The sequence below is a fragment of the Nonomuraea antri genome (genome assembly GCF_013283785.1).
Lineage (GTDB): Bacteria > Actinomycetota > Actinomycetes > Streptosporangiales > Streptosporangiaceae > Nonomuraea > Nonomuraea antri.
The window spans coordinates 63,928-84,645 of sequence record NZ_JABCPZ010000003.1; the positions used below are offsets into that span (position 1 = coordinate 63,928).

Sequence of the window (20,718 nt, forward strand, 5' to 3'; positions counted from 1 at the left end):
GTTTCCGGAAAGACCCTCTCGCGATCGCTTGCGCCCACTGAACCGTATGTTGTACGGTACGACGTACGGCAACGATAGGGAGAACGACTTGACCATCACCGACATCCGGCCTTTCAGCCTCGAAACCGCTCAGGCCGACCTGGACGACCTGAGCGCGCGGCTCGACCGGGTGCGCTGGCCCGACGAGGTCCCCGGGCTCGGCCGGCGGCACGGCGTCCCGCTCGCCGAGCTCAAGCGGCTGGTCGAGCACTGGCGCACCGGCTACGACTGGCGGGCCGCCGAGGCCGAGCTGAACCGGCACGACCAGTTCGTCACCGAGATCGACGGGCAGTCCGTGCACTTCCTGCACGTCCGCTCGGCGAACCCCGGCGCGCTCCCGCTGCTGATCACGCACGGCTGGCCCAGCTCCCCGGTGGAGTACCTGGACGTGATCGAGCCGCTGAGCCGTGACTTCCACCTGGTCATCCCGTCATTGCCGGGCTACGGGCTGTCCGGGCCCACCCGCGAGATGGGCTGGGGCTCCACCCGGATCGCGCACGCCTGGCTGGAGCTCATGACCAGGCTCGGCTACGAGCGCTTCGGCGTGCAGGGCGGCGACTGGGGCACCTGGATCTCCCGCGAGGTCGGCGTGCTGGCCCCGGAGCGGGTCGCCGGCATGCACGGCAACGGCATCATCTGCTTCCCGATCGGCGCGCCCGGCGAGTTCGACGACCTGAGCGAGGTCGAGCAGGAGCGCCTGGCCTTCCGCGAGAAGTACCTGACCGAGCAGTACGGCTACAAGCTCATCCAGTCGGCCAGGCCGCAGACCTTCGCCTACGGCATGGCCGACTCGCCGGTCGCGCTGCTGGCCTGGTTCGCGAGCGTCTTCGACGAGTGGAGCGACGCCGGCATCGCCGACGACCGGCTGCTCACCACGGTCATGCTCTACTGGCTGACCAACACCGCGGGCTCGGCCGCCCGCTCGTTCGTCGAGACGCCCGACACCGACCAGGACACCAGCGTCGAGTGGGAGCTCAAGCCGGCCACGGTGCCCACGTCCATCTCGGTGTTCCCGAAGGACATCCTGCGGCCGATCCGGCGCTTCGCCGAGCGTGACAACAACATCGTCGGCTGGGTCGAGCACGAGCGGGGCGGCACGTTCGCCGCGCTGGAGCGGCCGGCCGAGTTCGTCGCCGACGTGCGGGCGTTCTTCGCGTCGCTGGAATGAGGCTCAGGCGCCTTGCTGGGGTAAGGCTCAGGCGCCGCGCAGCCGCCACGCGGCGGCCAGCCAGAGCCCGGCCACCGTCACCATGACACCGACCACCAGGCCGAGCATCCCGAATCCGACGCCGCCCACGATCGCGCCCGCGACGATCGTGCCGGTGGCGCCGCAGACGTTCATCAGCAGGTCCGACAACCCCTGGACGGCGGGCCTGCGATCGAGCGGCACCGACTCGGTGACCAGCGCCGACCCGGCCACCAGCCCGCACGACCAGCCCAGCCCGAGCAGCACGAGCGCGGTGGTGACCTGCCAGACCCGGTGACCCGCGGTGCCGGCCAGCACGGCGGCGGCCAGCAGCACGGCCATGCCGAGCAGCAGCACCGGCACCTTGCCCGCCTTGTCGGCGAGCCAGCCGACCACCGGCGACAGCATGTACATGCCGGCGATGTGCAGGCTGATCACCAGGCCGATGACGTCCAGGTTCGAGCCGTCGTGGTGGAGTTTGACCGGGGTCATGGACATGACCGACACCATCGCGGTGTGGCTGACGGCGATCATGACGAGCGCGCGGCGGGCGGTCGGGATGGTGCGCAGGGTGTCCCAGGCCGTCCTGATCGTGCGCTTACCGCCGGATGTGGTGGCCGGGGTGCCGGTCAGCTCGCGGGCGAGCTTGAACGGGTCGGGACGCAGCCCCCCGATGACGATGACCAGCGCCGCCGCGAACGCCAGCGCGGCGAACGCGAACGGCCCGGCGGTCGGCGCCAGGCCGAACTCCCTGCCGATCTGGTCGGCCGGCCTGGCCAGGTTCGGCCCGGCCACCGAGCCGAACGTGGAGGCCCACACGACCAGCGACAGGTGCCGGCCCGCGTGGCCCTTCGGCGACAGGTCGGTGGCCGAGTAGCGGGCCGCCAGGCTGCCCGCGCTGCCGCCGCCGACCAGGACGAGCCCGGCCAGCAGCAGCGGCCAGTTGGCCAGGCTGATCGCGAGCACGGACAGGGCGCAGCCGGCCAGCGCCGCGAGGTAGGCCACCGCCAGCCCGGCCCGCCTGCCGCTGCGGCCGGACGCCTTGGCGGTGGGCAGCGCGAGCAGGGCCGCGCCGAGCACGGTCGCCGTGCCCGCGAAGCCGCTGATCACGGTCGAGCCCGAGAGCTGGTCGACCACCACGGAGCTGAGCGCGAGACCGACGGCGACGCCCACTCCGCCCACGATCTGCGCCGCCGACAGCACGGCCAGGGTGCGGCGCTGGATGCCGCGAATCCGGTCGGTCGGCGAGACGGCGGGCTTCGTGGGGGCGCTGGTCACTCGTGAAGTCTCGCATATCCCCCGAGATTGCCCCAAAGAGGACAGCCGCCCTGTTGAGTGGGGAACGCCGCGAACGGCTATAACCGCGCGAACGGCTATTACAGGACGACTACCTCATCACCTCGGACGATTCGCCCCGGAGCGTCGGGAATGAGGTTGATCCCGAACCACACCTTCCCGTCCCACTTGCGATGCTTCGACAGCGTCCTGATGGGCTCCTTGCCCTTGGCGTAGGTGGCCAGGTCGATGGTGGTCAGCACGCACCGGTCGCAGCCCTTGGTGACCCGGAAGTCGACCTCGCCGACGCGCACCCGCTTCCACTCGTCCTCGGCGAAGGGCCGGTCCGCGCCGTCGACCACCACGCTGGGCCTGAACCGGCCCATCGGCAGCGGCTCGGGCAGGTCCTCGCCGCGTTCCGCGGCCGTCTCGGCGACCCAGTCGTTCAGCCGGGCCAGCGAGGCGGTCGTGGTCAGCAGCAACGGGTAGCCGTCGGCCAGGCTCACCCGGTCCTCCGGTCTGCCGTAGGCGGGGTTGACCGGGCGCCGGGTCGGGTCGTCGAGCCACTTCAGCCGTACGGGCGTGCCGATCAGCGCCGACAGCCACGCCGCCGCCTCCTCGCCGCAGTCGGTGAGCTCGACCGGCGTCCGCCACACCTGGATCGTCGACAGGCCGCCGGTGGGGACGACGCGCAGCGGCTCGGCGTGCGGCCCGGTCAGCGTGAGCGTGTCGCCGTCGAGCCGCGGCACGCAGGACAACATCCGGGGATGCTCGCGGGCGGTCAGCAACTGGCCGGACTCGTCGGTCACGCAGTAACGCCGGTCGCCCGCCAGGCCCCACGGCTGGACCTCGGCCTCGTCGGTGGCATGCCCGGCGGTGGACTTGACGGGGTAATAGTGGATGCTCGCCAGCTTCATGGGGCAGACCGTACCTCAGCGCCCGCCGTGGACTCAGTGCCGGCCGTGGACTCAGTCCGGTCCCTTGGAGCGTTCTCGCGCCGGTGCGACAGCGCCGACAGCGCGATCGCGCCGAGCGCCGCCGCCCCGAGCGCGGCCCCGATCCAGCCCAGCGACGGATACCCGTGCCCCGCCTCGATGGCCAGGCCGCCCAGCCACGGGCCGGCGGTGATGCCGACGTTGAACGCCGAGACGTTCACCGCGGCGGCGAGCGTCGGCGCCCGGTCGGCCAGGGCGAACACCCGGGTGTTGAGCGCCGGGTTGACGGCGAAGCCGAACGCGCCGAGCAGGAAGACCAGCGGCACCGCGACCGGCGCGGACCCGGCCGCCAGCGCCAGCCCGGCCGAGGCCGCGACCAGCCCGGACACACCCGCGACCAGGGTGGGGAACGGCCGCGCGTCGGCGGTCCTGCCGCCCAGCGTGATCCCGATCAGGGCGCCGGCCCCGTACAGCGCGAGCACGGCGGGCACCCAGCCCGCCGCCAGCCCCGTCGCGTCGGTCAGCAGCGGGCTGAGGTAGGCGAACGACACCAGCAGCGCGCCCGTGGCCAGCGCGGTCGTGGCGTAGGCGAGCCAGAGCCCCGGCCTGGCCATGGAGCGCAGCTCGTCGATCACCCGGGACCGCGCGGCGTCAGCGGGACGGCCGCCGGGGACGGTGGCGGCGACCCCGATCGCGCTCAGCGCCGACAACCCGGCCACCGCCCAGAACGCGGCCCGCCAGCCGAGGTGCTGCCCGATCACGGTGCCCGCCGACAGCCCGACGATCGTGGCCACGGTCAGCCCGCCGGCCACCACGCTCATGGCCCTGCCCCTGGCGTCGGCCGGCACGAGCCCGAGCGCGGTGATCGCCGCCACCGCCCAGAACCCGGCGTACACGAACGCGCCCGCCACCCTGGTCGCGAACAGCACCGCATAGCTGCTGGTCAACGCGCCCGCGACGTGCGTGAGAGCGAAGATCGCCAGAAACGTCAGCAGCGCCGTGCGCCGGGGCCAGCGCAGGGTCACCACGGCCAGCACCGGCGCGCCCACCAGCATGCCCAGCGCGAACGCCGAGATCAGCAGCCCCGCGTCGGGGACGGACACGCCCAGGTCGGCCGCCAGCTCGGGCAGCAGCCCGGCCAGCATCAGCTCCGACGTCCCCTGAGCGAAGATCGACAGACCGAGCACGTAGATCGCCAACGGCACGGCGACACCATCCTTTTAGATCGTTCAGTACAAAATGAAGGCAGTGAAAATCGGGAGGCCGAGGCTCAGAATGCGCCGAGCGCGGTCGTCGCGATGGCTTCGAGCGCGGTGCTGTCGGCGCCGGCGCGGGCCGCGACCCGCAGGCCGCCCACGGTGGCGACGACGAAGTGCGCCAGCGCCCACGGGTCCTTGCCGCGGTCGATCTCGCCCCGGCTCTGGCCGAGCGCGATCGCCGCGCGCAGCGCGTCGAGCCGCCGCTCGCCGTCACTCCGCAACATCTCGGCGATCTCCGGGTCGCGCGGCCCCAGCTCCACCGCCGTGTTCACCACCAGGCAGCCGATCGGGTCGGCGGCGTCGGGCTCGACCGCCCGCCACAGCACCTGGCGGATCTTCTCCATGACCGGCAGGTCGGCGTCGAGCAGCGCGAACAGCTCGGCGTTGTGCACGTCCATGTAGTGCCGCAGCGACTTCCCGAACAGGTCGTGCTTGTTCTTGAACGTGTTGTAGATGCTGCTGCGCCCCAGGCCGGTGGCCTCGCACAGGTCCTGGGTCGAGGTGGCCTCGTAGCCCGCGCCCCAGAACGCGCGCATGGCCGCCTCGACCGCGGAGCCCTCGTCGAACTTGCGTGGTCGTGCCATGTTCGGCACGCTACCAGCTATTTGGACCGGTCAGTGCAATATCAGTTGCTCTTCCGGAACGTGTCCAGGAACACCCTGCGCGTCTCGGCCTGGTCGTCCCACTTCAGCTCCGGCAGGTCGAACGTGATGCGGAACGCGGTGTTGTCGTCGACCGTGACGTACCTGGTCAGGGCGTGCATGGGCACGCCGTTGTCCAGCGTGTAGGTGTACTCCCAGTCCGCCGCCTTCCAGCCGCGGTACTTGACCTGCTGGAGCTGCACCTGGATGTAGGCCTCCACGCCGCCTTCCGACTCCTGCTTGCTCAGCTCGGCCAGCCCGCCGTCCGGCTTCGGGGCGGCCTGCTGCACCACGATCTTCATGCCCGAGTCCTTCGGGCCGGTGAACGTGGCGCCCTCGTCGGAGGTGATCAGCTTCCAGTTCGCCGGCACGGCGGCGGAGAAGCCCGGCGGGGTGTGCTGCTCGTAGCCCTCGGGGGCGGGCGAGGCGGCCGTCTTCTCCGCGGTGGCCGCGGACTCGCCGGCCGAGGCCGATGGCCCGCCCTGCGCCACCTGCGGCGTGCCGCCGCTGGTCACGATGATCACGATGGCGCCGATCACCACGACGGCGGCCGCGAGCGCGGACAGGATCAGCAGCGGGGTCGGCCTGCCGTTACGCGTCCACGGGCTGCTCGGCTCGTCGGCGCGGCGCCTGCTGCGTCCGACGCGCCTGTCGCGCTGGCTCACGCCGGGCAGCGTGGCCAGGCGGCTGTGGCTGATCTCGTGCGACAGGTCCCTGGACTGGTCGCGCAGGTCGTCGGCGGAGGCCAGCGGCCACGGCGTGGACGTGCTCGACGCGCGGCTGTCGGTGGTCAGCGGCAGGATCGGCTGCGGCGCGGCCGGGCCGTCGAGGTCGTCGTCGAGGTCGTCGGCCAGGATCCGGTGCGGCCCGGACGGGCCGCCGAACGCCGGCGGGCCGCCGTCGATCCGGTGCGCGCCGCTCGGCCCGTCGATCGCGTGCGGGCCGCTCGCGCCGTCGACGCGCTGCGCCCCCGACGGGCTGCCGAACGCGTCGAAACCGGCCTGACGCGGCGCGTCCGCGCGGGGCAGCGGCGGCAACTGGTCGGTCATGTGGCTGCCCGACGGGCTGGTCAGGCCGTCGTAGGGCATCGAGTACCCGCCCGACGGGCTGGTCAGCGGGTCGTACGGCACCCGTACCGGGCCTGAAGGCGTCTCCACGATCCGCGAGGGCAGCGGCCCCGACGGCGATTCGAGCGGCGGCAGCAGCCCGGCGGGCGTCGGGTTCGCCTGCGACGGCAGCGTCTCGGGGTTGCGCGGCCTGGCCGAGCCGTGCGAGCGCAGGATGTGCTCCAGCATCTCGCCGACCTGCGACGAGGTCAGCCGCTCCGCCGGGTTCTTGCGCAGCAGCCCCTCGATCACCGGGCCGAGCGCGCCGGCCCGCTGCGCCCTGATCGGCTCCTGGGTGAGCACCGCGCCGAGCACCGCGATCGCGTCGGGCCCCTCGTACGGCGGCCGCCCCTCGACCGCCGCGTACAGCGTCGCGCCGAACGACCACAGGTCGGCCGCCTGGGCCAGCGGCTGCCCGGACAGGCGCTCCGGCGGCACGTACGCGGGCGAGCCCATGAGCAGCCCGGTCTGGGTGATCGTCACGTCACCCTCGATGGCCGCGATGCCGAAGTCGGTCAGCACCACCCGGTCGGAGGTGAGCAGCACGTTGCCCGGCTTGATGTCGCGGTGCAGGATTCCGGCGGCGTGCGCGTGCCGCAGCGCGTCGAGCACCCTGATGCCGATCTCGGCCGCCTGCACCACCGGCAGCGGGCCCGACTGGCGTACCGCCTGCTCCAGCGACCAGGCGCGCACCAGCTCCATCACGATCCACGGGCGGCCGTCCTCCTCGACCACGTCGTGGACGGTCACGATGCCCGGGTGGGTCAGCCGCGCGGCCGACCTGGCCTCGCGCAGCATGCGCCGGTGCGCGACCTGCTTGCCCGCGTGGTCGAGCCCGAACGGCAGGATCAGCTCCTTGACCGCGACGTCCCGGTCGAGCAGGACGTCGTGCGCGTGCCACACCATGCCCATGCCGCCCCTGCCGACGGGCGACATCAATCGATAACGCCGGCCTACCAGGCGGCCCTGGCTCTGGGGCGCTCCCCCCGGTGCGCCTCCCTCTGGGCCGGGCCCGCTGAGCAAGCGGTCGGCTGCCATACTCCCGCCCCCATCTACGCCTCATCCGTCACGTGCGTTGCCCGCTACTTGCAGATTATGAGGTTGGCAACGATATAGGCAGGTCAATCCGGAATGGAAGCTGACCATCGCTTACATCCCACCTGACGTGCCGATATGAGGGTATTCAAATGGATCACTTATCCGAATTGGCGAGGGCCAGCAATGCGTTCGTGAACGCTTCCACCGGCGGCCTGACCAGGCCCGCACCGACTTGTCCCGTTCCAGCGATCCGGCCCGCGATGCCGGTGTTGACCACCGGCAGCAGCCCGGTTCTGGCCACCAGAGTGACATCGATCCCGATCGGCGTGCCGCGGAAGCCGAGTGCCGGGATCTGGTAGGCGGGATGCTCGGCGAGCGTGATCTCGTACATGGAGCGGGTGGCCGCCATCGCGTCCGGCACCTCGCCGCCGACGAACCTGACGATGGCCGGGGCCGCCGCCATCGCGAACCCGCCGAGCCCGGACGTCTCGGTGATCGTGGAGTCGCCGATGTCCGGGTTCGCGTCGTCCGGGCCGTACGCGCCGAGATACAGGCCGTCCGGCACGCCCGCCGGGCCGGTGAACCAGCGGTCGCCTAGCCCCGACACCTGCACGCCGAAGTCGGTGCCGTTGCGCGCCATGGCCACCACCAGCGACGAGCCCGGCACGTCCCTGGCCGCGTCGGTGCTCACCTTGCCCGCGGCCATGCCCGCGTTGAGGAAGAAGTGGTCGTTGCCGTTGATGAAGCGCAGCACCTCGGCCGCCTGCCCCGGCGCGGACTCCACCACCGCCGGGGCCAGCTCGCGCAGCAGCAGCGAGGTGGCCGCCCGGTTGCGGTTGTGCAGCTCGTCGCCCATCTGCAGGGCCTGCGCCATCATCGAGCGCAGATCGATCGGCCCGGTACGCGCCAGCGTCGCCGCCAGCACCGGACCCAGCACCTCGTCCATCCAGCGCAGCCGGTCGAGCACCTCCGGGCCGTAGGCGCCGTAGCGCAGCACCTTGCCCAGGCCCTCGTTCAGCGAGCAGTACGCGGTGCCGCCGTGCTCCTCGTCACGCACCTCCAGCAGCCACATCGACGGGCTCACCACGCCCGCCATCGGCCCCACCGCCGCGTGCGCGTGGCACGGCGCCAGCGCGATCTCCCCGCCGGCCAGCCTGGACGCCGCCTCGTGCTCGTCGGCCGCGTGCCCTTCGAGCAACATCGCGCCGATCAGCGCGCCGCGCATCGGCCCGGACGCCCGCTCCCAGGTGATGGGCGGGCCCGCGTGCAGGAACGTGCGCGCGGGCAGCACCTCGGCGGCCCGCCGCACCCCCACCAGGTACGGCCGCGCCGACACCAGCCGGCCCACCGCCCGCTCGTTGGCGGCCTGCCTGCGCGGATCGGCCAGCACCTCGGCCAGCGCCTCGGCGGTGCCCGGCAGCGGCGGACGCCAGTCCACCGGGGTGGTCGCGGCGGCCTGGGCGCGGAGCGCGTCGTCGAGCAGACGCGCCCCGACGGTGATCACGTGGGGCGGGGCGGAGAGCAGCGTCATAGGAGAGTCCTGGCGTACCTGGCGGCTTGGGCGTTGGAGACGAACACGGCCGCGCCGGCGCGGCTGAAGGCGGCCGCCTGGCGGTCCGGGTCCTGCGGGTCGCCGGCCGCGCCGATCAGCGCGATCACCACGGTGGCCGGCGTGCGGGCCACGGCCGGGGCGAGCGCGGCGGCCGGGTCGGGGTCGGCGCCGTGGCCCAGCACGACGTCCATCAGCACGACGTCGCCTTCCCGCGCCTTGGCCAGGGCCTCGACGCGCAGGGTCGGGTCGATCATCGGGTGGGCGCGGCCCCTGGTGAAGGCGTCGTCGCCGTAGTCGACGAAGTCGCCGCCGCCGGCGATCAGCTCGGCTTCCGACTTGAGCGTGCCGCCGGAGTAAACGCCTCTGAGCGTCCCCATCGGTGCGGCAGCCGGTGGCGGAGCGGGGAGACCCGGCCAGTACGGCCACTCGGGCACCGGGCGGCCGAGCCGGCGCAGCGCCTCCTCGGCGGCCCACGTCAGGTCACCGCCGAACCCGCCCGGCTCCGCGGGTTCTTCTGTGGGCTCGCCGAGCAGGGCGAGGACGACCGGGGTGCGGAGCCCGGACACCGCCGTCCGCACCCTGCTCGCCACGTCCGGCGCGGGCGGCTTGGAGACGAGCACGATCAGCTCGGTGGCCGGGTCGTCGTCCAGCAGCCGCAGGGCACGCAGCGTGGACAGGCCGCCCACCTCGGACGACAGGTCGCGACCGCCGACCCCGAGCACGTGGCTGACCCCGACGCCGGCCCGGTCGAGCAGGCAGGTCACCTGCTGGGCGCCGGTGCCCGAGGCGGCGACCAGGCCGACGGGGCCCGGGCTGAGCACGTTCGAGAAGCCGAGCCCGACGCCGGCGATCGCCGCGGTGCCGCAGTCCGGGCCCATGACGAGCACGTCACGCTGGTCCGCCAGCTCCTTGAGCCGCCGTTCCTGGGCGAGCGGCACGCCGTCGCTGAAGATCATGACGGGCAGCCCGGCCTCGACGGCGTCCAGTGCCTCGCCGAAGGCGTGTTCGCCGGGCACCGACACCAGGACCAGGTCCGCCGGACGCCTGGCGGCCGAGCGGGTGGTCAGCGGCGGCCGGTCAGGCTCGCCCGCTTGCCCCGCGCCCGGGTACGGCCGCTGTGACAGCGCGGCGAGCTGCCTGTCGAGCTCCTGGGCGGCGAAGTCCGGGTCGCCGCCGCGCAGCGCGACCAGCAGGTCGCCAGGCTCGGCCGCGGGCACCGCGAAACCGAGGTCGCGGGCCAGCGACAGGTTCAGCTCAGTGGCCATCGCGACCACCGCCACCGTCATCCCCGGCAGCTCGCCCAGCGCCCGGCTGACCCGCATCAGGCTGACCGAGTCGTGGTAGACGCCCTTGCGCAGCCACACCAGATCCCGCACCGGCTCGCCCACGCCGCTGACGGGACCGCTGACCGGATCGCCGACCGGACCACTGATGGGGCCGCTGACCGGACCGCTGACGGGGCTGCTCATTGGGGGCCGCCGAGCGCCAGCACCGCCATGAGCCCGATCGCCACGCCCTGGGCCAGGTCGGCCCCCGAGGTGTGGCCGAGCGCGTGCAGCCGGCGCACCGCCGGTTCGAGCGGCTGCCGCCCGGCCAGGCCGCGCAGCACCGCGATCACCTCCGGGCTGGCCTCGCCCCTGGCCGCGCAGTGCAGCAGCGTCGCCGAGATCGGCGTCGTACGGGTGCGCGCGTCGAACGTGACGGTCGCCGCCAGCCAGTCGGCCAGCCACACCGCCCGCCCGGTGGCGGTGGCCGAGCCCAGGTGCCTGAGCGTCACCAGCAGCCCGGCCAGCACGTCGTCGCCGCTGGGCGTGAGCCCGGGACCGAGACCGACGAGCCGCTCGGCCGCCGTCACCGCGCCGAGCAGCCACCCGGACGCGCAACTGGCCGCGAGCAGCTCCACGGCCGGGTTCCCGGCCAGCCCGGGCGGGCCGCCGTCGAGCCGGGACGCGCCGCCCGCGAGCACGCTCCTGTCGATCGGGCCGAGCGGGGGAGCGGGGTCCCACCAGCGGCGGGCGCGCAGGCTCAGCCGGCCCAGCTCGACCGTGCCGTCGCCGACCGACGCGTCGTCACCCACCGTGACGTGCGGGAGCGGCGCGGCCAGCAGCACCGAGTTGGGCAGCCTGGTCGCCGCCCCGGTGATCATGGCGATGACCGACGGTTCGAGATCGGTCCTGACCTCCAGATAGACGCCGGCCGGGAACGCCGCGAGCACCCGGGCCGGCCGGCGCGGCCCGTCGAGCACGGCGCGGATCGCGGTGCTGGCCGCGCCCGTCACATGGGTGCGTGCCCGCCTCGCGTGAATACCGACGGTCACCGGACCTCCCTACCGACCATGGGTCTGACCGTAGAACGGGCCGGGAACCCTCCGTACGGAGGAATTTGCCAAGAGTCAGCGGGAAGGTTGTGTCTTCCTGACAGACCGCTTCTCGGGTCACAATCACCACATGGAGCCCCCCGTCCGTCTCGCCAGCACGGGAACGATCATTCACGGTGTGTCGGTCGGAGAGGTGCTCGGCGTCTCCTCGCTGGCCGAGGCCAGGCTGATCGCGGGGGAGAGCGGGCTCGGCCGGATCGTGCAGCGGCTGAACGTCATGGAGGTGCCGGACATCCTGGCCTGGGTGAAGCCGCACGAGCTGCTGCTCACCACCGGCTACCCGCTGCGCAACACGCCGCAGTCGCTCGGCCGCCTGGTGGCCGACCTGGACGAACGCGGCCTGGCCGCGCTGGCCATCAAGCTCGGCCGCTACGTCGACGAGCTGCCCGGCGAGATGATCGAGCAGGCCGACCGCCTGGGCTTCCCGCTCATCCTGCTGCCCAACGACGTGGGCTTCGACGACATCCTCAACCAGGTGCTGACCGACATTCTCAACCGCCAGGCCGCCGTGCTCGCCCGCGCCGAGGAGGCGCACCGGGCGCTGGTGCAGGTGGTGCTGGCCGGCGGCGGGCTCGACGAGGTCACCGCCGAGGTGGCCCAGCTGCTCGACGTGGCGGTGGCGGCGGTCGACGGCGGCGGCCGGATCCTGGCCGCCGCAGGACCGCCCGACCACATCACGGCGCTGCGCGAGTCCATCACCCGCGAGGGCCCGCCGGTCCAGACCTCCCGCACGTCCGGCGGAGGCGGCCGGGCGAGCGCCGGCACGAGCACGGGAACCACCGGCGCGGGCACCGGAACCGGCGGGCGCGCGTTCGCCTCGGTGCCCGTGGTCGCCGGCGGGCACCACCACGGCAGGATCGTCGCCTGCAGCCCGTCCGGCGCGATCAGGGACAGCGACGTCGGCATCCTGGAACGTGCCGCCACGGTCGCCGCCCTGGTCGTCACCCGCCAGGAGGCGGTCAACGCGGTCGAGAGCAAGTACCGCGCCGACTTCCTGCGCGACGTGCTCACCGGCCGGGCCGGCACCGCCGAGCGGGTGATGGCCAGGGCCAGAGCGTTCGGCTGGGACCTGGAGCGGCCGGTGACCGTCCTGGTGGCCGAGCTCGACCCCGAAGGCGACGAGCGCAGCGCGCAGGACCGGCTGGTCACCTGCTGGACGGCGGCCATGCGCAGGCACGATCCGCGCGGCGCGGTGGCGGGCTTCTCGCACGAGGTGGTGGCCGTGGTGGGCGCCGCGATCGACGCCGCCAGAGTGGCCAAGGACGCCGCCTCGGCGTTCGCCGACGTGCCGCCGGCCACGTTCTCGACCGGCACCTCCCGGCCGAGCCCGGGAGCCGAGCTGCTGCCCGAGGCGTACTCGCAGGCGTTGAAGGCGGCCAGGGTCGGCCGCCAGCTGCACGGCCCGGGGGCGGTGGCGCACTTCGACCAGCTCGGCGTCTACCGGCTGCTGTCGCTGGTCAACGACACCGGCGAGCTGCACGCGTTCGTCCGCGAGACGCTCGGCCCGCTCGCCTCCGACGACGACGCCGAGAACGGCGACCTGCGGCGCACCCTGCAGGTGCTGCTGGAGACCAACCTCAACGTGGCCGAGACGGCCAGGCGGCTGCACTTCCACTACAACACGCTGCGTTACCGCATCGGCAAGCTCGAACGCCTGCTCGGCAACTTCACCGACGACCCGCACCTGCGGCTCAACCTGACGCTGGCCCTGCACGTGCTGCGGATGCGCGGCATCTAGGCTTACCCCGTGGAATTCGAACTGCGCTCCGAGTACATCCCGCTGTGTGATCTCCTGAAGTACTGCGGCATCACGGAGACGGGCGGCATGGCCAAGCACCTGATCGCCGAGGGCATGGTGCTGGTCGACGGCGAGGTGGAGCTCAGGAAGACCGCCAAGATCCGTTCCGGCCAGGTGGTCAGCGGCGAGGGCTTCTCGATCGACGTGCGCTGACTCGCCGCGCGACACGCCAGGTGAACGGGCCGCCACCCCCTGTGCGAAGTACTCGCGGCCACCGTCTATTGTGCTCTCCGACACAACGTCGGAGAGCACGGCCGCTGGTCGGGTCATGGATATAGGGGTTGGCGGGCGTGGCGCTCGGATGGAAGCTGCACGGAGACGGCAAGCGGCTGGCGGCCGGCGAGGTGGTCAAGCCGGAAGAACGGCTCACCTGGCCGCGCATGGTGGGGTTCGGTGCGCAGCACGTCATCGCGATGTTCGGCGCGACGTTCGTGTTCCCGCTGGTCATGGGGCTCGACGCGAACCTGGCCGTGATGATGTCGGGCGTCGCGACCATCCTGTTCCTGCTGATCGTCAAGGGGAAGATCCCCAGCTACGTCGGCTCCAGCGCGTCGTTCGTCGGCGCGGTGACGGCGATCAGGCTGGGCGGCGGTGACAGCGCGACCGTGACGGGCGCGCTGCTGGCCGTCGGCGTCGTGCTGGCGCTGTGCGGGCTGGTGATCCACAAGCTGGGCGTGCAGATCATCCACCGGGTCTTCCCGCCGATCGTCACCGGCGGCGTGGTCATGCTGATCGGGTTCGGCATGGCGTACGTGGCCGCCGACGTGTACTGGCCGCAGGACCCCTGGGTGGCGCTGCTCACCATGGCGGCCACGTTCGTGTTCATCGGCGTTCTGCGCGGCTTCCTCGGCCGGATCGGGGTGCTGCTCGGGCTGGTGTTCGGCTTCCTGCTGTCGTGGGGCTGGGACCAGATCGACGGCAAGATCCTTTCCGCTGACGGCAGCGGCAAGGTGACCGAGCACTTCCGCGTCAACCTCGACGCCGTCGCCGCCGCCGACTGGATCGGGCTGCCGAAGCTGCATGGCCCGGTCTTCGAGGTATCGGCGATCGTGCTGGTGCTGCCCGTGGTGATCGCGCTGATCGCGGAGAACGTCGGCCACGTCAAGGCCGTGGGCGAGATGACCGGCACCGACGTCGACGCCTACATGGGCCGGGCGGTCCTGGCCGACGGCGTCGGCACGGTCGTGGCCACGTCCGTCGGCGGCTCGGCCACCACCACCTACGCGGAGAACATCGGCGTCATGGCCGCCACCCGCGTCTACTCCACGGCCGCCTACTACGTCGCCGCCGTCATCGCCATCCTGTTCGGGCTGTGCCCCAAGTTCGGCGCGCTCATCGCCGCCACGCCCGGCGGCGTGCTCGGCGGCGTCACCACCATCCTGTACGGCATGATCGGCCTGCTCGGCGCCAAGATCTGGATCGAGAACCGGGTCAACCTGTCCGACCCGGTCAACCTGGTGCCGGTGGGCGCGGGCATCATCTGCGCCATCGGCCCGGTGGCGTTCCCGCTGACCGACACGTTCGCGCTCAGCGGCATCGCGCTGGGCACGATCGTCCTGCTGCTCGGCTACCACCTGCTGCGCGTGACCCGCAAGGAGGAGGTCACCGCGTAGGGCGGTCGTAGTAGCCGGGCCCGGCGATCAGGACGTGCCCGAAGCGGGCGCGGTCCTCGTCGTCGGGGACGACCATGCCGCCCAGGCCGACGGAGAGTTCGGGGACGGTGCCGCCGAAGCCGTCCTCGATCTCGACCTCGAACCGCTCGCCCAGCGTGGCGAGCACGTCCTCGGCGGGGGTGGCGAACACGTCCATGCCCAGCAGCAGCACCCGCGCGGCCGGGTGCGTGTCGTCGTCGTCGCGGAAGATCTCGATCGTCTGGACCACCCCGGTCGAGCCGCAGTGCACGTGGACGTCCACGCCGCCGCCCGTCAGCCGCCAGTCCAGCGGCAGCGCCCCCGGGTACGGCGCGTGCTCCCGGGGCTCGCCCCACGCGCGCAGCGCGGCGCCCGCCCGCTCCCGCGTGGCGCCCAGGAGGACCGGGCCCGCGCCGCGGAGCGGGTCCAGTTCGATGGTCAATGAACTCATGACATAACCCCTCAATCCCCGATATGTCGGGCGACCATGATTCCGCAGGATCAGGGATCGCCTGGTCCCGCGCCGAGATTTGGCAGATCATGCCCGTGTAGGAGCGGGGCTCTGGACTTAATGTGCCCGGCAACAGCACTGTCCGCGCCGGGCCGAAATGGGGCTCACATGGCATGGGGATGGACCAAACACGGTGACGGCAAGAGCCTGGCCCCCGACGAGGTGGTCAGGCCCGAGGAACGGTTGTCCTGGCCGCGCATGGTGGGGTTCGGGGCCCAGCATGTGATCGCGATGTTCGGCGCGACGTTCGTCTTCCCCCTGGTCATGGGGCTCGACCCGAACGTGGCCGTGATGATGTCCGGCGTCGCGACCATCCTGTTCCTGCTGATCGTCAAGGGGAAGGTGCCCAGCTACCTGGGCACCAGCGCGTCGTTCGTCGGCGGCGTGTTCGCCATCAGGGCCGCCGCCGGCGGCGACACCGCAGGCGCCGACGCGATCGTGACCGGCGCCATCCTGGTCGCCGGGCTGGTGCTGGCGCTGGCCGGGCTGGCGGTCCACTGGCTCGGGGTGCAGATCATCCACCGGGTCTTCCCGCCGGTGGTGACCGGCGCGGTGGTGATGCTGATCGGGTTCGGGCTGGCGTTCGTGGTGGCCGACGTCTACTGGCCGCAGGACCAGTGGGTCGCCTTCCTCACCATGCTGGTGACGTTCCTGGTCATCGTCGGCTTCAAGGGTTTCATCGGGCGGATCGGGGTGCTGGTCGGGCTGGTCGTCGGTTTTGTCCTGTCGTGGGGGCTGGACAAGACCGCCGGCCCGATCACCGCCAAGCTGCCCGGCCAGAACCTGCGTGACGCGGCCGGGGCGAGCTGCCCGGTCGAGGGGACGTACTGCGTGGCCACGCCGTTCGCGCACGACCGGGTGAGCTTCGCCGCCTTCGAGCAGGCCCCCTGGTTCGGGCTGCCCGACTTCCACGTGCCCGACTTCAAGACCTCGGCCGTGCTGCTGGTGCTGCCCGCGGTCATCGCGCTGATCGCGGAGAACGTCGGGCACGTCAAGGCCGTGGGTGAGATGACCGGCACCGACGTCGACCCGTACGTGGGCCGGGCCATCGCCGCCGACGGCGCGGCCACCGTGCTCACCAGCGCCGTGGGCGGCTCGCCGACCACCACCTACGCCGAGAACATCGGCGTCATGGCGGCCACCAAGGTCTACTCGACGGCCGCCTACTACATCGCCGGCGCGATCGCGATCCTGTTCGGGCTCTCGCCCAAGTTCGGCGCGCTGGTGGCCGCCACGCCGGGTGGCGTGCTCGGCGGCGTCACCGTCATCCTGTACGGCATGATCGGACTTCTCGGCGCGAAGATCTGGATCGAGAACCGGGTGAACTTCGCGGACCCGGTCAACATGGTCCCGATCGGCGCCGGCGTCATCCTGGCGATCGGACCGGTGAAGCACGTGATCGGTGGCGACTTCACGCTCGAAGGCATCGCGCTCGGCACCGTCGTGGTGGTGGGCGGGTACCACCTGCTGCGCGTCATCGCGGGCCGGCGCGCGGCCGAACCGGCTCGGCCGGCCGGGAGCGACGCCGGGTGAAGCCGCCGCCGTTCGAGTACCACGCGCCCCGCGACCTCGGCGACGCGCTGCGCGTACTGGCCGAGGTGCGGGGGAAGGTGCTGGCCGGCGGGCAGAGCCTGATCCCGATGCTGAACATGCGGCTGGCCGCGCCCGCGCACCTGGTGGACGTCAACCGGCTGGGCGTGCTGGCCGCCATGGACGCGAGCGCCGCCGGGGTACGGGTGGGCGCGCTGGTCCGGCACGCCCAGGCCGAGCGGTCCTGGGCGCACCCGCTGCTGTCGCGGGCGCTGCGGCTGGTCGCGCACCCGGTGATCCGTAACCGGGGGACCGTGGTGGGCAGCCTGGTGCACGCCGACCCGGCGGCCGAACTGCCGGCCGTGCTGGCGCTCCTGGACGGCTCGGTGACGGTGGCCCGCTGGGGTGGGCCAGGCGGGCCGACGCAAGGCGGCGGGCCGGCGCCGGTGACCGCGGGCGCCGGCGGGCCGGGCGGCGACGGCCTCGTGGCGGTCCCCGCTGGCGCGACCCTGCGTGAGATCCCGGCGCACGCGTTCTTCACCGGCCCGATGGAGTCGGCCGTCGAGCCGGGGGAGCTGGCCGTCTCGGCGTTCTTCCCCGCGCTGGGCGCGCGTACCGGATCGGCCTTCCACGAGGTGGCCAGGCGGCACGGCGACTACGCGCTGGCCGGCGTGTGCGCCGTGGCGAGCCTCGACGGCGACGGCGCCGTCGCCACCGCCCGGGTGGCCTGCGTCGGTGTCGGCCCGGTCCCCGTCGTCGTGGACGTGACCGCCGAATGCGCCGGTCGCCCGCCGTCCGAGACGCGGTGGGCGCGGGCGGCGCGGGCCGTCCAGGAACGCATCGAGCCGGAAGCGGACATCCACGCCACGGCCGCCTACCGGCGGCACCTCGTCGGCGTGCTCACCGAACGGGCGCTGCGCGAGGCGGCGGAAGGAGGCGCGGCGGGTGGAGCATGAGATCACGCCGGTGGGAGGAGGCGCGGCGGGTGGAGCATGAGATCACGCTGACCGTCAACGGCACGGCCCGCCGGGTGCGGGTGCCCGCGCGGCGGCTGCTGTCGGACTGCCTGCGCCACGATCTCGGCCTCACCGGCACCCACGTGGGCTGCGAGCACGGCGTCTGCGGCTGCTGCACGGTGCTGCTCGACGGCGAGCCGGTGCGCTCGTGCCTGACGTTCGCGGTGAGCGTGGACGAATGCGAGATCACCACCGTCGAGGGCCTGGCCGGGCCCGGCGGGCTGTCCGCGGTGCAACGGGCGTTCGCCGAGTGCCACGGGCTGCAGTGCGGCTTCTGCACCCCGGGCTTCCTGTGCACGGTGACCGCGCTGCTGCGGGCCAACCCGGCGCCGACCGACGACGAGGTGGTGGAGGGCATCTCGGGCAACCTGTGCCGGTGCACCGGCTACCAGAACATCGTCAAGGCCGTGCACCGGGCCGCCGAGCTGCTGGCCGAGGAGGCGTGACGGGGTGACCACCAGACTGTTCGGCGAGCCGGTGCCGCGCCGCGAGGACCCCAGGCTGCTCACCGGGCAGGGCGCCTACCTCGACGACCTCGGCCCCGGCGCGCTGGCCGCCGCGTTCGTCAGGTCGCCGCACGCGCACGCCCGCATCCGCGACATCGACGTCGGCCCGGCGCTCGACGTCGAGGGCCTGATCGCCGTCTACACCTGGGAGGACCTGCCGGAACGCGTCGGCAGGCCGCTGCCGCTGCTGATCCCGCACCCCGCGCTCACCCACGGACGCACCGCCTACCCGCTGGCCAGGGACATCGTCAGGCACGTCGGCGAGCCGGTGGTCATGGTGGTGGCCACCGACCGCTACGCCGCCGAGGACGCCTGCGCGCTCATCGAGGTCGACTACGAGCCGCTCAAGCCCGTCGTCGGCCTGGAGGAGGCCGCCCAGGGCGGCACGCTCGTGCACGACGACGTGCCCGGCAACGTCGGCGCGCACCTGGTGCAGGAGGTCGGCGCGGCCGACGGCCGGGGCGCCAGGGAGACGATCGAGACCGCGCCGCACACGCTCGCCTTCCGGCTCGACATCGAGCGCAGCGCGAGCATGCCGCTCGAAGGCCGCGGCGTGTACGCCCGCTGGGACGGCCGCGACCTGCGCGTGTACTCCAGCACCCAGACCTCGACCAGCGTGCGCATGGCGCTGTCGGCCGCGCTCGGGCTGCCGCTGCCGCAGGTCGAGGTGATCGCGCCGGACGTCGGCGGCGGCTTCGGAGTGAAGATCGTGCATCCCTGGCCGGAGGAGGTGCTGATCCCGTGGGCGGCCATGACGCTGAACCGCGAGATCAAGTGGGCCGAGGACCGCAGGGAGCACTTCATCTCATCCGCGCACGAACGCGGGCAGGTCCAGTACGTCCGGGTCGGCTTCGACGACGACGGCCGGGTGCTCGGGCTCGACGTGACGATCCTGCACGACCACGGCGCCTACACCCCGTACGGGATCATCATCCCGATCGTCACCTCCACCCAGCTGCTCGGCCCGTACAAGATCGGGTCGTACCGGGTGGAGTTCAGCGCCGTCTACACCAACACCGTGCAGGTCACGCCGTACCGGGGGGCCGGGCGTCCGCAGGCCGTGTTCTGCATGGAGCGGACCATGGACAAGATCGCCCGCCATCTCGGCAAGGATCGCGCGGAGGTGCGCCGGGCCAACTTCATCGGCCCCGACGAGTTCCCCTACGACCAGCGCATGACCTTCCAGGACGGCCGCCCGCTCATCTACGACAGCGGGAACTACCCGGAGATGCTGCGCATGCTCAAGGAGCTGATCGGCTGGGACACCCACGTCCGGCGGCCGGGCGTGGGCATCGGCCTGGGCTGCTACGTCGAGGGCACCGGCGTCGGCCCGTACGAGGGCGGCCACGTGATGGTCACCTCCGACGGCCGGGTGCACGTCTCCACCGGGCTCACCTCGCAGGGCCAGGGGCACGAGACCGTGTTCGCCCAGATCGCCGCCACCGAGCTGGGCGTGCCGATCGAGCGGGTCTCGGTGGTCACCGGCGACACGCGCAGGTTCGGTTACGCGGTCGGCACGTTCGCCTCGCGCGCGGCCGTGGTCAGCGGCAACGCCATCGCGCTGGCGTGCAGGAAGGTGCGCGAGAAGGCGCTGCGCATCGCCGCGGACGCGCTGGAGGCCGACCCGGCCGACCTGACCGTCAGCGACGGGATCGTGCACGTGGCGGGCACGCCGTCGGCGGCGATCCCGCTGTCGACGGTGGCGGTGCTGGCCAACCCGCTGCGTTACGCCTTCGACGAGGAGACCGCCAAGGCCACCCAGTTCGCCGGCGCCGCCGCGCCCGACCGTCCGCCGGTGGCCGAGGGGGACGAGCCAGGGCTGGAGGGCCGAGACTACTACTCGCCGATCAGGTCCACGTTCGCGGCGGGCATGCACGCGGCGATCGTCGAGACCGACCCGGACACCGCCGAGATCCGGGTGCTGCGGTACGCGGTCGTGCACGACTGCGGCAGGCTGATCAACCCGATGATCGTCGAGGGGCAGATCCACGGCGGCGTCGCGCAGGGCATCGGCGGCGCGCTGTACGAGCGCATGGCCTACGACGCGCACGGCCAGCTCGTCAACGCCTCGTTCATGGACTTCCTCATGCCGTACGCCACCGAGATCCCGCGCGTCGAGACCGCGCACCTGGAGACGCCGTCGCCGCTGAACCCGCTGGGCGTCAAGGGCGCGGGCGAGGCCGGGGTCATCCCGGTCTCGGCGGTGATCGCCTCGGCCGTCGAGGACGCCGAGGGCATCGAGATCGACCGCATGCCCATCTCGCCCTCCGACCTGTACGAGCTCCGCGAGCTGCGCGAGTCACGCCGTATGCCATGAT

Annotated in this window: 17 protein-coding genes; 8 read left to right on the forward strand and 9 right to left on the reverse strand. The window is 72.7% G+C overall.

Going from position 1 to position 20,718, the window contains the following annotated elements; all coding sequences use genetic code 11:
* Nucleotides 1–88: 88 nt before the first annotated feature.
* Complete coding sequence (locus tag HII36_RS01625) at nt 89–1,207, forward strand: epoxide hydrolase family protein (protein ID WP_236003071.1); 1,119 nt, start codon at nt 89–91, stop codon at nt 1,205–1,207.
* Nucleotides 1,208–1,234: 27 nt separating this feature from the next.
* On the opposite strand, the gene HII36_RS01630 is transcribed toward HII36_RS01625, so the two are convergent.
* From HII36_RS01630 to HII36_RS01665, 8 genes are all read right to left on the reverse strand, one after another.
* A complete protein-coding gene (locus tag HII36_RS01630; RefSeq protein ID WP_328807549.1) occupies nt 1,235–2,503 on the reverse strand; it encodes an MFS transporter in 1,269 nt (422 codons plus the stop codon).
* Between the two features lie 98 nt (nt 2,504–2,601).
* Complete coding sequence (locus HII36_RS01635) at nt 2,602–3,417, reverse strand: MOSC domain-containing protein (protein ID WP_173521208.1); 816 nt, start codon at nt 3,415–3,417, stop codon at nt 2,602–2,604.
* Nucleotides 3,414–4,640: a Cmx/CmrA family chloramphenicol efflux MFS transporter gene (locus tag HII36_RS01640; protein ID WP_173521209.1), complete on the reverse strand. Its 1,227-nt coding sequence runs from the start codon at nt 4,638–4,640 to the stop codon at nt 3,414–3,416. The genes HII36_RS01635 and HII36_RS01640 overlap by 4 nt, the downstream gene beginning before the upstream one ends.
* A 65-nt stretch (nt 4,641–4,705) precedes the next feature.
* Nucleotides 4,706–5,278, reverse strand: a complete 573-nt coding sequence (locus HII36_RS01645; protein ID WP_173521210.1) for a TetR/AcrR family transcriptional regulator — start codon at nt 5,276–5,278, stop codon at nt 4,706–4,708.
* A gap of 41 nt (nt 5,279–5,319) precedes the next feature.
* Nucleotides 5,320–7,377 carry a serine/threonine-protein kinase gene (locus HII36_RS01650; protein ID WP_173521211.1) on the reverse strand — a complete coding sequence of 686 codons (2,058 nt, stop codon included), beginning with the start codon at nt 7,375–7,377 and terminating at the stop codon, nt 5,320–5,322.
* 256 nt (nt 7,378–7,633) lie between these two features.
* On the reverse strand, nt 7,634–9,010 hold the full coding sequence (locus HII36_RS01655; RefSeq protein ID WP_173521212.1) for a YlbE family protein: 1,377 nt from the start codon (nt 9,008–9,010) through the stop codon (nt 7,634–7,636).
* The gene (locus HII36_RS01660) at nt 9,007–10,500 is read right to left on the reverse strand and encodes an FdrA family protein (RefSeq protein ID WP_217369039.1); all 1,494 of its coding nucleotides are present in this window, start codon (nt 10,498–10,500) and stop codon (nt 9,007–9,009) included. Before HII36_RS01660 ends, HII36_RS01655 begins: the two co-directional genes overlap by 4 nt.
* Nucleotides 10,497–11,348, reverse strand: a complete 852-nt coding sequence (locus HII36_RS01665) for a DUF2877 domain-containing protein (RefSeq protein ID WP_173521213.1) — start codon at nt 11,346–11,348, stop codon at nt 10,497–10,499. Before HII36_RS01665 ends, HII36_RS01660 begins: the two co-directional genes overlap by 4 nt.
* Before the next feature lie 130 nt (nt 11,349–11,478).
* Between HII36_RS01665 and HII36_RS01670 the strand changes: the two genes are divergently transcribed.
* From HII36_RS01670 to HII36_RS01680, 3 genes are all read left to right on the forward strand, one after another.
* On the forward strand, nt 11,479–13,146 hold the full coding sequence (locus tag HII36_RS01670; RefSeq protein ID WP_173521214.1) for a PucR family transcriptional regulator: 1,668 nt from the start codon (nt 11,479–11,481) through the stop codon (nt 13,144–13,146).
* 9 nt (nt 13,147–13,155) lie between these two features.
* A complete protein-coding gene (locus HII36_RS01675; protein WP_173521215.1) occupies nt 13,156–13,359 on the forward strand; it encodes an RNA-binding S4 domain-containing protein in 204 nt (67 codons plus the stop codon).
* Nucleotides 13,360–13,496: 137 nt separating this feature from the next.
* Nucleotides 13,497–14,819 (forward strand): uracil-xanthine permease family protein, encoded by a 1,323-nt coding sequence (locus tag HII36_RS01680; protein ID WP_328807550.1) that lies wholly within the window; start codon nt 13,497–13,499, stop codon nt 14,817–14,819.
* Here the strand turns inward: HII36_RS01680 and HII36_RS01685 are convergent.
* Complete coding sequence (locus HII36_RS01685) at nt 14,809–15,288, reverse strand: hypothetical protein (RefSeq protein WP_173521216.1); 480 nt, start codon at nt 15,286–15,288, stop codon at nt 14,809–14,811. The two genes, HII36_RS01680 and HII36_RS01685, sit on opposite strands and share 11 nt — an antisense overlap.
* A 168-nt stretch (nt 15,289–15,456) precedes the next feature.
* Between HII36_RS01685 and HII36_RS01690 the strand changes: the two genes are divergently transcribed.
* The 4 genes from HII36_RS01690 to cutA are packed head-to-tail and all read left to right on the forward strand — an operon-like array spanning nt 15,457 to nt 20,717.
* Nucleotides 15,457–16,881 (forward strand): uracil-xanthine permease family protein, encoded by a 1,425-nt coding sequence (locus tag HII36_RS01690; protein ID WP_173521217.1) that lies wholly within the window; start codon nt 15,457–15,459, stop codon nt 16,879–16,881.
* Complete coding sequence (locus HII36_RS58500) at nt 16,878–17,834, forward strand: FAD binding domain-containing protein (protein ID WP_173521218.1); 957 nt, start codon at nt 16,878–16,880, stop codon at nt 17,832–17,834. The genes HII36_RS01690 and HII36_RS58500 overlap by 4 nt, the downstream gene beginning before the upstream one ends.
* 29 nt (nt 17,835–17,863) lie before the next feature.
* Nucleotides 17,864–18,340: a (2Fe-2S)-binding protein gene (locus HII36_RS01700; RefSeq protein ID WP_328807551.1), complete on the forward strand. Its 477-nt coding sequence runs from the start codon at nt 17,864–17,866 to the stop codon at nt 18,338–18,340.
* 4 nt (nt 18,341–18,344) lie between these two features.
* Nucleotides 18,345–20,717, forward strand: a complete 2,373-nt coding sequence (gene cutA, locus HII36_RS01705) for an aerobic carbon-monoxide dehydrogenase large subunit (protein ID WP_173521220.1) — start codon at nt 18,345–18,347, stop codon at nt 20,715–20,717.
* Nucleotide 20,718: the final 1 nt, after the last annotated feature.